Here is a 13,441-nt window from a genome sequence, read left to right as displayed (position 1 = left end):
AGTCGTCCTGGATGACCACCCGGTATCGCTCCAGTGCCGTGGATGATTTTCCGTAAGCCGTAGGCGCTGGCGACGAGCCGTAGCGAGTTTTCATAAGAAATCGGCAGTTAATCTGCTAACCAGCAGGGACGCTTATGCGTTTACGAAGGGTCGAGTGTTCGAAGTCGATAAAGTAATAGGTGTTCGTCGGCCGCAATCACTTCTGCATATTCCTCAACTAGTCGAGCGCAGAAAGGATACTCATTGATGCCTTCCGTAAAGGTGAATCCCTGGCGATTGGCTGTGAACTGCTGATTTGAGATAATGACATATTGGATGCCGGCGCCTCGCACGCTTTCCAAGAAAGCAGGCCACGTATCGAGCCGGATAAACCGTTGAAGATGGCTGTCCGTCGTGTAGCATTGACGATCGATCGGAAAGCATCCGAAGCTCGAAGCACCGAAAGTTGTGTAAAATGCCGAAACCAAAATCTTCGCGTTTGGAGGCGTGAGTTCACGCACTCTCACCCAGAACCGCCAAACGGGATCACCCGCATGCGCTCGCTCAGAAGTGAGCACGCCCGTCGCTATATTCAGGTCAGTTACGAGTCTTTGCGGCTCGCGTCGTTCGCGATCGACTTGCACTACCAAGGCGATCGAGATCAGTGCAATTGCGGTGGCCAGCCGATGACCTGCCTCCTGAACCAGTCGGCAAAGCATGATCGCGCCTACAAGGGTGAAGCAAATTATTCCAAACAGCCAGTAGCGGAAATACAGTCCCGTCAAAAACGCGCTTACGACTGTGAAAATCGTCGCGAATAAGATAAGGATTCGCGAGGTGGTGTCTCGCGTTCGCGACGCAAGCAAACCTGCTATACCAGCGACAAGCAGTGTTGTTAAAATGACCGAGGTTTTGCGCGCCAATTCGCCGAGCTGGGCGCCGCTTGCAACGCCCCAAGCGTAGTAGTGCATGTATCGTGAAAAGATTTCAGCTTGTCCGGCCGACCAATCGCGCGTCTTGATAAAATCCGCGAGCATCGGATAAAGCGGATTGCCCGTCACTACGAAGTTCCGCAAAAGCCACAGGCATACCGGCGCCGCTGCAATAGCGCTGAAACCACTAAGCTGCCTCAGGGTCTCCAACCAGGGAACCCGGCGGCTACGAAGCTCCAGTGCTATCGTGCAAATCCAAGCAATAATGAGCGGGGCCGCCGTTAACTTGAATGAGACCGCTATGCCGGCGCACAGGGCGACGATCGACAGCAGCTGTTGGCTCGGATGCCGGCGCCAAACGAGCCACCCGAGCACACTCAGCATCGCTGCCCAGCACGACGGGAAATCGACGTATGCCAGTGGAAAGATAAACGAAAGGTTCACGACAGGGTTTGAAATGAGGAGGGCTGAAATCGCAATAATTCCCGCCGTCGGGTCTCCAAGACGGCGGGCGCAAAGTCCAATCGAGAGCAGCGTCCAAAGGCCCGAGCTGTAGTGCAGGAGTTTGGCAGCCACTGGTTCGTTAAACGAGAGCGCGATCGCGTAGAGCATTTCGAAGCCCATGGACGCGTTCGTGTTCGTATAGGTCGGGAGGTAACTCAGTGTGTTTTCGTGCAGCCAGCGGGTTGGCGCACTGAGGTGGTAGCCATCGTCGTCCCCGAACGAACCGAATGAGAGGGCATGAACCAAGAAGATCGCAAGGACAGCAGAAAATATTATGCTCCAGATTTTCAACGCGGTCGGCACGGCGGTCTTCAGCGCTGTTCTAAGCCACTGACCCGCCCTAATGAACACTCGCACTGTTTCAGGCAAGAGCAGTAACATGAGCAGTAAACATGCAAGGCGTACTGTATTTGCAGTCAGAGCATGAATAGATCCCAGCAAATACGGCACCAGTTGTAGAAATCCGGTACCGATAACCATCGCGATCAGGTTTGATTCTAATTCCGTGAAATCGTCAGAGCGAAGGCGAAAAATAATTACCAGTCGTCGACCGAGTGAAAGTGCGAACAGCCAAAAGAGGCACGCAAAAAAAATTGCATGGACCACGGGTGGAAAACCGAAAGCGCTACCGAAGCTCGGCTCAAACATTGCCAGCTTCACTGGTGGACTGAGACGTGTTCGGCGCAACAGCCCGAGGTCCATCGTGCCTAGGATCACGTCGCGACAACGACGTCCCTTTCAAGGTGCCGTCATCAAGGGCACTCATCGAATCTCTCCAGCGCCACACAGCTGGCACGAGCAGTCCTAGGTATGCATTTACGTCTGAGACGTTCTCGAAGGAGTATCACGGTGTTTTTCGCTGGCGAATAGATTCTTGCGGCTTCCAATCCGGATTGGGCTTCTGTGGAAATACGATAAATCGTCGCCCGGCAAAGTTTAAGACTAGACCAATCACCGTCGAAAAGACCTTGGCGAGTGGTGGATCGATACCAAGGGCAACGAAACCCCGGGTGCAGCCCAAATCGATTAAGCTGATCGTCACAACAAGAATAAAGTATACTAAAAGCTCCGCGATTGTGTTCCATTTCGCCTTGTGACGGAAAAGCAATGTGATTGAGAGATAGTAGTTGACGCCTGCGGCTATGAAGAACGCCGCTAGGACTGATGCTGTCAATCCAAGATCCATGCGGAGCAGCAACACAAAGCACAGAAGATTGACGACCGCCGCCACTCCGCCGATGCAGGCGTAGAATACAAACTGCACAGGCAACGGTACTTTAGGAAGATTATATTTTAAGATGCAATATAAGGCTCTCCACGCATCTTTCAGGCCGATCTTCTTTCCCTCGGCATAAGTCCGGCCGCGATACGAAATTCCAGTCTCATATATCCGCACTCGCATCTGCGCAATTTTGGCAACCACCTCAGGCTCAAAACCAAACCGGTTCTCCTCGATTGTGATGCTCTGAATTACCTGTCGCCGGAACACCTTGTAGCAGGTTTCCATATCAGTGAGATTCAGATCGGTAAGCATGTTTGAAAGCGTGGTGAGAAAGCTGTTCGCCAGCGAATGCCAGAAGTAGAGCACGCGACGAAATTCCGTCGATAAAAAACGTGATCCGAAGACGACGTCCGCGTCGCCATTGCGTAACGGGATCAGTAATCTCTTCAGATCGATGGGATCGTATTCGAGATCAGCATCTTGGATCGCAACAAAATCGCCAGTCGCATGGGCAATGCCGGTGCGCAGCGCCGCTCCCTTGCCTTTATTCACCTCATGTTGCAACAACGACAACTCGGGGATGCGTTGAGCCAATCCCCTTGCGATTTCCAGGCTCTTATCTTTTGAACAATCGTCGACAACGATGAGCTCTAACTTTAGCAATTCGTCTTGAATTGCAAGGACGCGATGAACGCATTCCTCAAGCGTAGCTTCCTCGTTGTAACACGGGATAATGACGCTAAGCTTTATCGGATTGGAAAGAGAAATCCCGGAGTCATTATCCGCAGCCATTAGTTACCTAAACCTTGGATTGCAGGGCATCCGTAATCTGAGTCGTCGCCCTTGTTGCGGGTATGGTATTATATAAATAAATATTGCATATCATGAAGGTTAAAGACAATTCAAGCGAGTGAGGCGCCATTAGTGCTCAACTTCCGTGCACAGGCTGAAACCCGGCGTTGGCGCATAATTATCTCCCCGCCGAGGCCGAGCAGCAATACGCAGCTAGAGCGGGAGTAGGAGGCGGGGATGGGCTCGGCGCTCCGGACTAGCCTGGGGCTGTCGCGCAACCCGAGACGACCACGGATAGCCAATGCCGCAGAACAACACGCCGTTCAGGTCTTAGACCAACTGATGTCAAACTCTTGTTATATTTGAAACGTCGCCCGAGAATATTTGATCGACCGTGCACCTGAGGTTGATATGTTGGGAATTCGTCTCGGCCCTAATTCAGAGGAATTCTAGCCGTCAATCAAGAGAGGTGTGACCGGTGAAGAAGCGCGTTCTTATTTTCGTGCTGTTGTTTGCAGGTACGGCTGGCCTTTGCAAGCAAACTCAAGCGAACGAAGCTGTAACTTCGGTTATCGTGAAACTTCAAGCGTCCTCAAGCGTTGTGCTTCCCGGTCAGAAAGTCTTGTTGGCTGCTAAAATCACTGGCACCTCCGACAAGGGGGTAGAGTGGTCCTTGAAAGAAGGAGAGGCAGCAGGATCTATTATCTTATCACCTGACCATCGCGATGCTGATCACGGTGGGCCTCTTTGGGTCTACACTGCGTCAAATATTCCCGGCACATACCACGTGATCGTTACGGCAAATGGAGATAAGCAAAATCCCGTCACTATGGCGCTTGAGGTGCAGCCGTTTGTCGTCGGCTGCACTGCTCGCAGTGATCAAGTCGGCGTATGGCAAAACATTACACCGCCTCAGGTCGATTTGACGAAGGGTGATTTCTTTGGGATGCAGGCGATGGTGATTGATCCAGTCAATCCGTCAACGATTTATGCAGGCCGGTCGATGGACGGGATTTATAAATCTACGGATTGCGGCGCACATTGGAAAAGGATCAGCACCGGTCGCAACTCGCATGCGATGTCAAGCGGCAGAAGCTGGACAATGGCTATCAATCCCAGCGATCCGCAAACTATTTATACTAACCAGGGCTATGGAGCAGGCGGCGTATTCAAAACGACAAATGGTGGAGTCGACTGGGATCAAATTCTGCCGCACAATATAACCACCTTATTACCCTATGGGGGATTTGTTTACGCAATCTCGATGGATCCAAATGATCCTCTTCACTTGGTGGTAGGATGGCACGCCGAATGTCCTCCACCCCGGGCGAAATTTTGCTTTGCCGAGACGATGGACGGCGGCGCCAGCTGGGTGCTACGCGATGGGAATCCGTCTTGGGCTGGTGGAGAGGGCGCACTAATTGACTTTCTCGACTCCAAGTCTTGGATTTTCACCTCGCAGAGCAACGGATTGTGGGTTTCCAGGGACAAGGGTGTCTCCTGGCTGAAAATCTCAGGCGTTTCGATATCGCATGGACGCGGGCAGCTATACAGAGCCGTCGATGGTTCGTTCTATCTAGGAACGGCCAATGGGATTTTACACAGTGTTGATGGTCAAAGTTGGGCCTTGCTTCCCGAAACCCAAAATCTAGTCATGGGCCTCGTCGGGGACGCTAAGACCATTTATTTCAGTCGAGCATTTCCGTACAACGCCCCGGGTGCGGACCCTTATCTTCCGTATTACTCTTCACCGGAAGGTCTTCCGTACAGGTGGGCGCCGATGCGATCTCCGATGATGCGGAACGGAGGGGCAGAACTGCATCTCGATAAAATTCATCATATTTTGTATTCGACGAATATGGACGCGGGCCTCTGGAGGCTAGTTATTCAATAGGTCCTTGAAACAAAGCCATTAGCGGGCGATGCAGATCTGGGCGATCGTGAAGAAGAGTACGCGGAGTCTGCGCAGTGTAGTACCGATAGCGGCACGGTCAGTGTGGCTGCTCAAGGTTTTTGAGACATGCGTTCTATCTTATAATTTTGCGGTGGCCCGCTTGGGCAGGTATCTCGTCTTTGTCTCGGGATACGCGATCTTCACCAGACGAATGAAAGCACGCAAGTTGGTCGGGTACAGTCGCATCACTCTGGAATGACAATCAGTCGCGCGGGCCGCGGTCGTTTATGCTGTCCACAAGGTCTTCGACCACCTGAAAAAACAGCAAATATAACCGCAATGTCGACACAATTTGCCAAGCGTCAACCTCATTTGAAGGTGAGTCTCAGGTTGTTTTCATCGGAAAACAGAAGGCAAGACTTTCCACGGCTGCGGGATGAAGATGCCCCTACGCTATCTGACGCCGGTTTGACCGCGAGGTGCAGGTCAAGCGCAAGCTGAGGCGGCCGCATACCGCGGTGGACGCACTACGAAGCACGCGCCGAGTAGCCTAATCTCAGGAGCGTTGGAATTCGTCAGCAGCCAGCGTTCTTGACGCAGTTTTGTAGGCAAGTGCCATGGGTCGGCCCACACTGCTGCATACACGATTGACTGACGCAGCGTTTACGACATTCAAACACTGTTTCATCGCAGTTAGCGCGGCAGGACTGCACGACTCTGCCTTGGCCAGCATTACACGCTAGGTGGTACTTTTGTGCCGGCATCGGCACCAATGGCTCCGCGCTAACGGCGCAAAAATTGGACAGCACCAGAAAACTTGCAACGACAAACCTCATAATATCCTCCAAACATCCCCTTCGCCCAACTTATCCCCAAAATCGAAGGCACATGGTATCCTCATCCAAGGGCCTTCCTCAAGACTACTCGGAGCCCACAACACAGGGTTGGTTCGCAAACGAAGGTGTCAAGCCTGTCGCCGGCAAGTCCGACAACCAACATCACCGCGCGGCGCACAACACTCCCGGTCGTTCACGGCTGGAGTGGGGATGCAATGAGACGGTGTTGTACCGCTTGGATCATAGAAGATTCGAACCTCTATCAGAGGTTGCGCGATGCGATGATCAAGACGGCAATGCAGAGCTTCGGGAGACGGACTCGTTGACTTAGGACAAGTACCAGCGGGCGGCGCCAATGCATTTTCGACCTGCGAATGCTCGTCGTTTCGAACTTTGCGGAAATGCGAACGCGCTTTTTCCGTTTCGCAGGTAACTACTATCTCAAAGGACGGTCGCTCCATCGAAAGCGGGATTTTCGCCGACAAAGCCACGCGCCCCAACATTTTTGGTGGGTAAGAGCTATCCCGGTACTGCCAGAGCATTATTGTGTAAACGAATTCTAAGGGTGGCAGGCGTTTAATCTATGGCGTGGCCACTGTAGTCGCGCCGGCGGTTATGACGCTGGGTACCGCTCCTGCGCCTTGGATGATGTTGCGCAAGCCATAGGCGCTGGTCGCGGTGGTTATTGGACCCTGGATGGTGGTGTTGACCGTGGTGAGCCAGGTCATGAACTTGGTGGATTCGACCGAGAACGCATTCGAGACGTAGAGGATATCTTTGTTGCGCATTTCAAACGAGCTCGCCAGGAAATAGCCGGCAGGATCGCGCAGGTTGATCGTATAGATCACGGGAATGACGGGGCCTTCGTAGGGCCTGCAGTCGATCCCCATCGCTTCGGCGACGTCGCGCGCTTCACCGCGATAGAGGAACACGGAGGCAGGGTCAGCCTGGACATCGAGAAGACCGCCGGCCTTGCTGATCGCTTCCGCGAGCGAAAGCCGCCAGGTCCCAAATGGAACCTGCTGCTGCGTACCGACGGCACCGAAGCTCAGGAAGGTCTGCGGCTCCCGATACAAGTAGATTGTATCGTTGGGATGCACGTAAATATTGTTGGCTGACTCGTAAACGAGTGCCCCAAAGGGGGCAATCGCGCGCCGACCGTTTCGCTCCAGAATCACCCAGGTTTCCGCCCCGGCGGCCCCGGTCGCAGTCCCGGCGGTCGCCACCAACCCGGCTCGGCTGATGACGTCAAGCATACGCTCAGGGGTGGCGGTCGCTGGAATCCGCGCCGAGCGTCCTTCGCCCAGGATGCTGATCATGGACGTTTTCTGTTCGACCAAGGACACAACGACTTGTGGCTCGATCGCGCGGTTCTTGAGGGCAGTCACGATGGCGTCCTGCACTTCGACCTGGGTGCGTCCGTTCGCACGGACGGAGCCCGCGTAGGGGATCGAAATGTTGCCGTGGATATCGACGGCTTGATTGGGAATGGTAACAAAATTTCCCGGTCGCACTCCGCCCTCGGCAGGAATGAAGAGACCTCCTGAAGCGGCTTCGAAGATCGTGACGCCCAATATATCGCCGATCCCGAAAGTAATATCGCGCGGCCGCTGATTCTCCCTAAACGCAGTCAACCGCGGTAGGTTTCTGGATTGAACCTCGATGACTTTCGGGGTGACCTTGACGACTGCGTAGTTGACGCTCACCGGGTCGTGCTGGCCTGATAATATATCGGTGGCGGACGGACCGGTCACCGACATCCACCCGCAGCCGCCCAATGCGGCTATCAAAAAAAATGCTGGCACGCCCAACAGGACGCGATAAGCACCAAATCGGCCCCGTTTGTGGATAGTTGACGGGCTCTTCGGGTCGTTGATCATTTTACGCGCCTTCTTCGGCTGGCCCAATGAGCTAGCTCACGCGCCCCGACTGCCCAATCTAATTCTAATGTGTTTTCGCTAAGGGCTGATTAATCAAACCGCCTTCGGACGGGGCCTCAAATCGCAGCCTGTCTGATTGAAGTTCGAATTGGCTTTGGCAACGGTTGTTTAATTAAATGCCTGCAATTCGCGACGCGGGGTGTCCGATGGCCTTCCGTCAAGACCAAAATTCGGCGACGATCGACCCAACGCGAATAGCGCGCCTCCGGCTTGAATTGCGGTTCTCTGGTACCGGCAATGATTGTGGGCTAGCCCGATTGAACGAACCTCGGCGCTTCAAAAATTCTTAGACATTTAAAATTACCTTGCTTTCTCAGAGTCGCCGTTTGTTCGACGAACTTCCGCTCGATTTCCCCGATGAGTAAGCAGCAGGGTGGGCCAAATGGAAATCAGCGTCTTAGCGCGCCAAGCGTTAGTATATGGGCATATCATTGCATTTGCCCTGGCACTTGCGACGATACTCAAAGAGGATGCGCGTTTCTTGCGCGCAAAGCGCATCGATTCTGCTTCTCTGCTTGAGTCTGCAAAGTTGGTGAAGTTGCTTCTTCTGGCTCTCTGGGCGACCGGCATTCCGATGGTTTTAATGGACGTCGGAACTGATGTTTCGCTCCTGCTTAGCAAGCCTAAATTAATTGCCAAGTTGATCGTGGTGGCAATACTGACACTGAACGGCATTTTATTGCATCTTGTTGCATTCCCGATGCTTGCTCAAAAACCTAAGAATGCCGCCAGAGCGGCGACCATTGCAGCAATGCTGGGCGCAATCAGTGTGGCCAGCTGGCTTTGCGCATCTTTGTTAGGCGCTTCTCGAATTGTAGCTCCGTATTTCTCTTTGTATGACTTTGTCAGTGCTTATTTGTTGGTTCTAGCTATGGCCCTTGCAATTGCCATTCTTATTGTTCGGGGCCGTCTCGAACGCTTGCTAAAGTCGTCTTACAACGAGACCAGCACCTCAGCCGGTCAAGGATATAATCTGTCCGTTGCAATTCTCGAGGCCGAGATCGCAAGGCTCGCCCTTAGTGATATACAACGACGGCTCCGAACGAAGCGTGTGGCGCAGCAGTTTCCCGGTCTCGCCCGAGAGACTTCGTCCACACCTCGCCAGAGAACAGCTGGTGCCTTGAGCGGAGGAGCCGCGCGATGGCGCGTTTAGTCATGGTCGACGTTGTGTATGTCCCTCTCGCGCCAGATCCGCTGTATGTTGCGCGCTCAACCTAGCTGCGGCACTCGGGAAATGATAACTGGCCGCCAGGCGCCGACGGCTTTGTATGCTACCTTCGGTTGCTTATGGTTGTAAAGCCGGCCACGCATGATAAGAGCGCGTTGGCGCTAAGCGGTGGTGGTTAAGGCTGAGAAAACGGCGGCGATCACGGGGCGTTGTTCGAAAGCTACCAGATGCGCCGACACCAGCCGCGAATGGGCCGGTAATTGCTATGCTCGCAGCCAAGCGTTCCGTCAGGCATTTGCAAAGCAGGATAGGCGGCGCCATCGCCAACGGGTCGATTGCGGGTGTAGGCCCAGCCTAGATCGACCGGTAATACGGCGCAGCAGATTCCGGCTCCAGAGCCGTAATAATAGTAGCCCCCGGGTGGTCCATAATATTCAGCTGACACTTTACTTGGTTGGCCAAGGATCGCTGCAGTGCAAAAAAAGCACGCAAGGAGGTGTTTCATCACTTGTTCCTATCCGGGAAAGCAGTAGCGCAGATATTATACCGCTCCGGCGAACTAGCAAATAGCTCCGCGTTTCGGGATTATGTACACAGCCGCGGTTTTTGGTGTTGTTTAGCTAAAGTGGCGAAACTTCCGTCCGTTTAGTGCCCTCGCTCTTTAAAAAGGGCTTGGAACGGGGTGACACTCGGCGGTTGCCACGCATGCCTCGAACGGATGGCAATAGATCACTGGTAATTCGGCTGTGGCCAGAGCGCTGAGTGGCCATTGCGACAACCAGCCGGCCTCGCGTCAGCTTGAGGCGGCTTTTATAGTTCTTGGACCGGTCGTTTGGCCCGAGCGTTTTGACCGGTAGGGTGTTATTCTATGAGATGGCCGCCCTCTCGTGGAGATATGGGCGGACGAGGTGCGCCAGTGAATTCTATGCCGAACTCGGAGCAAATTGGTTCTGACGATGCCGCGGTCGCGGCGGTTGAGCCAGTCGGTCAACAGATTAGGCGCGCGGACAGCCGTTTCCGGCGCGTGGATGAAGAGGTGTCTAAGTTTGAATTCGACTCCGGTCATAATCCCCCAAACCTGCAAAGGCCCGTCCTACGGTCACGGCTTGGCAGGTTAACGTTACAGGGCCTCATCGGCTTGCTGACGGCAGCGTGCATCGGCGCCATCGGCATGATTTTGCAGTCACACGGCGAGGGGGCCAAGCAACTCATCGCGCGGTGGGAGCCTCAGCTTTCGGCACCGGCTGCGACCAGCCCAGTCTCCGCGCAATCGAGCCCGTCTACCGCTCAAGCACCCGCCGCAGACGCGACATCTCCGCAAACGGCACTTCCAGCTTCTCTGGACCAGACGCGCCCGACAGACATCGGGCCAACCGCCGCTGGCCCGTCTTCGGGGCAGGAACAGCTGGTTCCGTTGTTGCGCGGCTTCCTTGCCGTCGTGGAGCACGACATCGAGGAGCTCAAGGACAGCATCGAGCAGCTCAAGTCGAGCCAGGATCAAATGGCCCGTAGCAATGCCGCAGTCGCCGAGCAGCTCAAAAACAGCCAAGAACAAATGGCCCGACTCCTTGCCAAGGATTCCGATCCGCAAGTCCGACCCAAGCCATCGGCCCCTGCAGCCCGGTCGATTGCCACGTCAACAGCTAAGCCTCTGCCGAAGCTCTCCTCCCAGACTAGATCGCAGCCGCCGGCCCCGCAGCGTGGGCGGCCGGAATGACGGTAGTTGTCATCAGTGCCGCGGCGAAATTCGGTACTCAGGAGCTCCTTTCTGCCTTACGCTGCGGCTCGCAAGAGCCTAAGAGAAACGCCTTGGCGGTTGAATTCGGATGTTGGCCGGCACCAGACAAACTCCGCCGACGCAACCACTTTCTAATCGACCCTCCAACCTCTCGCATCTGCCATCCGGGGCACCGCATAGGCGACTTTTCGCAGAAGACAGCAAGTCTGGTCTTTGTCGAACCGCGCCGCTTTGCGACAGCAGATTGGTCCAAATGGCAATCGCGACAATGACAATGCGTGTCAAGGCGCTTCGGCGGACCAAGTTCTACGATCTAGTCGCTGCCGGCCCTCTCATCGCTTGGTATCTGTTTTGCGCAGCGAATATGCTGCCGTCACTCGGTGATCAGCTCGCACTAATTAAGCTTTTTATCCGGACGGATTCGTCCGTGCTCCCGGCAACTCTCGTCCTTAGCACCATCTCGCACATCAGCACGCTGGTTTTCTTCGTGGTATTGGTTGTGATGTTCGCGGTGCGTCACGTTTCGCAAAGCGACGCGCGAGGCTTCTATCCGCGCTTTGCGGCTGTGGCCGGCACCTCCCTTAGCGTCGGCTTCGTGCTGCTGCCTCAGCAAGAGCTTTCGTATGCACTTTACGTGGTCTCGCTTCTGTTGATTATTGCCGGCACGGGTTTCGCCATTTATGCGGTGCTTGTTCTCGGGCGTTCGATCAGCATCCTTCCAGAGGCTCGGCGACTCGTAGCCAGGGGGCCCTATGCCCTCGTGCGCCATCCACTTTATCTTGGCGAACTCGTCGCGCTCACCGGAGTTGCGCTGCAGTACATGTCAGTTTCGGCGTTGTTACTGCTGGCATTGGTATGGTCATTCCAACTTCAGCGGATGAAATACGAGGAACAAGTGCTGTTCCAAACCTTTCCAGGGTACGGAGACTACATGGCGGGGACGGCCCGTTTGCTGCCAGGCATTTACTAGCGAGGCTCGGTCATGGTTGTCGCCGCTGGCGCCAAGAGCCGGCGCGGCTTTCCTTGGGCTTGAATCGATTTCCAGTAAAGTGAGGAATCCACGCTGCTCGGCGAATGGGGATGCCAAGTTGCAGCCAACTCGTCCTTACTCGCACACCTACTAATGCGTTCGTCGCGGTTAGGATCGCTTACCAGCCCGAGGCGCTGTAGTAGCGAGGAAATAGCGTCGGGTGTCCGTAGAGCCCTGTGACGTAGTTGCGACGGACGCAGTACCCACCAGGATAGCTGCTGTAGTAATGGCTGCCAGGAGGAGAACCCCAGCAATAATAGTCATCGTAATTCCAAGGCGAGGTGGTGGCGGCAACCGCGGTAGCAAACAAACCGTACCCGCGGTCGGATCGCAGATGCGGTCGACGCGCACCTCTAGCATCGGTGTATGGGGTCAGGGGCCGATCCGCACCTTGGGCCCTCTCGACGCCGAGTCGTCCAGACCCGCTGAACGAGAGTAGCGTCACACACGGGACGATTAAGCTTGCGATTGCGGTTCTTCTGAAGGCCACCTTCATTTGAATTTTTCTCCGTCGCTTCATGTCCCACTTCATCCCCGAACCCCGCGGCAAGGACGCCGACCGGGTGACGGTGGTTTCGCTCTCACGGTTGTCGTTCCATGCTCGTGCGATCCAGAGCCGACTTTTGCGGGACATCACTTGTCATCACTTTGAGCTTGGACTTCGTAGGCACGTTGCGGCGTTTGCCGTCCTTGTCAGCAGGCTTGGCAATTTGGTCATTTGGCCCAGCTGCCTTCCTTCGAACTCGGCTAATGGTCGCTTGAGAAACGTCGGGTTCCTCGGCGATTACCTGGTCGGAAACTAAGCTTCTTGCCGTGATTTCTCTTACCAGATTGTCGCTGCGCCCATCTGGCCCAGCGAATGCTGTGTTCGCAGCGTTCAATTCCCAGCGCCTTTGTTCCTGCTCGGCAAGGAAGCGAATCCGACGCGCGCGCGATATTCGATCTCGCCACGCGTAACCGACGGCTAATCCGATAGGAAAACCAAAAAAAAGAGCACCGGCAACCAGAACGATGCCGACTGCGACCCATTCAATCCCCATGTCGTCCCCCGTACCGCACCTTTAACGCTGCGGAGTTTTTTGCACCGCTAAGTGGTCCATGCGGCCGGGAAACCGTAACAGAGGTATAGGAACTTGTCTCGCGTGTGGGCTATCGGGTTCTGGCGCTGTCTCGCTCGGCTAGATGCCGTGCCCGTCGTTGCTGCGAAATTCGATCCCGCCAGCGGTAACCGACTAGGATTCCCAGAGGAAAGCCAAAGATCAAGACGGCGTAGATCATCAAGTCGAGCATGGCAGCGCACCTTTTAGTATACTATATGCCGGATTCGGTCATACAGGTTGTCTAATCGATGCCCCCTCCTATCTAAATACCAAAATCGCAGTTTTGAGACTGTGAATCGATACACA

Annotated in this window: 8 protein-coding genes; 4 read left to right on the top strand and 4 right to left on the bottom strand. The window is 54.7% G+C overall.

Going from position 1 to position 13,441, the window contains the following annotated elements; all coding sequences use genetic code 11:
- Nucleotides 1–140 precede the first annotated feature (140 nt).
- Entirely contained in the window at nt 141–2,063 is a 1,923-nt protein-coding gene (locus BUA38_RS35990; protein WP_172806145.1) for a hypothetical protein, read from the bottom strand.
- 196 nt (nt 2,064–2,259) lie between these two features.
- Nucleotides 2,260–3,429: a bifunctional glycosyltransferase family 2/GtrA family protein gene (locus tag BUA38_RS35985; RefSeq protein WP_072825607.1), complete on the bottom strand. Its 1,170-nt coding sequence runs from the start codon at nt 3,427–3,429 to the stop codon at nt 2,260–2,262.
- 478 nt (nt 3,430–3,907) lie between these two features.
- On the opposite strand from BUA38_RS35985, the gene BUA38_RS35980 reads away from it, so the two are divergent.
- On the top strand, nt 3,908–5,323 hold the full coding sequence (locus tag BUA38_RS35980; RefSeq protein ID WP_072825605.1) for a WD40/YVTN/BNR-like repeat-containing protein: 1,416 nt from the start codon (nt 3,908–3,910) through the stop codon (nt 5,321–5,323).
- A gap of 1,417 nt (nt 5,324–6,740) precedes the next feature.
- On the opposite strand, the gene BUA38_RS35970 is transcribed toward BUA38_RS35980, so the two are convergent.
- Nucleotides 6,741–8,039: a polysaccharide biosynthesis/export family protein gene (locus tag BUA38_RS35970; protein ID WP_197685897.1), complete on the bottom strand. Its 1,299-nt coding sequence runs from the start codon at nt 8,037–8,039 to the stop codon at nt 6,741–6,743.
- 442 nt (nt 8,040–8,481) lie between these two features.
- On the opposite strand from BUA38_RS35970, the gene BUA38_RS35965 reads away from it, so the two are divergent.
- The 3 genes from BUA38_RS35965 (at nt 8,482) to BUA38_RS35955 (ending at nt 11,975) form a co-directional block, all read left to right on the top strand.
- Entirely contained in the window at nt 8,482–9,252 is a 771-nt protein-coding gene (locus BUA38_RS35965) for a hypothetical protein (RefSeq protein WP_072825599.1), read from the top strand.
- A 931-nt stretch (nt 9,253–10,183) separates the two neighbouring features.
- Nucleotides 10,184–10,984 carry a hypothetical protein gene (locus tag BUA38_RS35960; protein WP_156898893.1) on the top strand — a complete coding sequence of 267 codons (801 nt, stop codon included), beginning with the start codon at nt 10,184–10,186 and terminating at the stop codon, nt 10,982–10,984.
- Nucleotides 10,985–11,258: 274 nt separating this feature from the next.
- The gene (locus BUA38_RS35955) at nt 11,259–11,975 is read left to right on the top strand and encodes a methyltransferase family protein (protein WP_072825595.1); all 717 of its coding nucleotides are present in this window, start codon (nt 11,259–11,261) and stop codon (nt 11,973–11,975) included.
- Nucleotides 11,976–12,616: 641 nt separating this feature from the next.
- On the opposite strand, the gene BUA38_RS37415 is transcribed toward BUA38_RS35955, so the two are convergent.
- The gene (locus BUA38_RS37415; RefSeq protein ID WP_156898892.1) at nt 12,617–13,075 is read right to left on the bottom strand and encodes a hypothetical protein; all 459 of its coding nucleotides are present in this window, start codon (nt 13,073–13,075) and stop codon (nt 12,617–12,619) included.
- Between the last annotated feature and the right edge of the window lie 366 nt (nt 13,076–13,441).

Origin of the sequence: Bradyrhizobium erythrophlei (genome assembly GCF_900142985.1) — a bacterium.
Taxonomy (GTDB): domain Bacteria; phylum Pseudomonadota; class Alphaproteobacteria; order Rhizobiales; family Xanthobacteraceae; genus Bradyrhizobium; species Bradyrhizobium erythrophlei_B.
The sequence above is the reverse complement of the archived record's forward strand: the minus strand, read 5'-3'. Positions and strand labels throughout refer to the sequence as shown.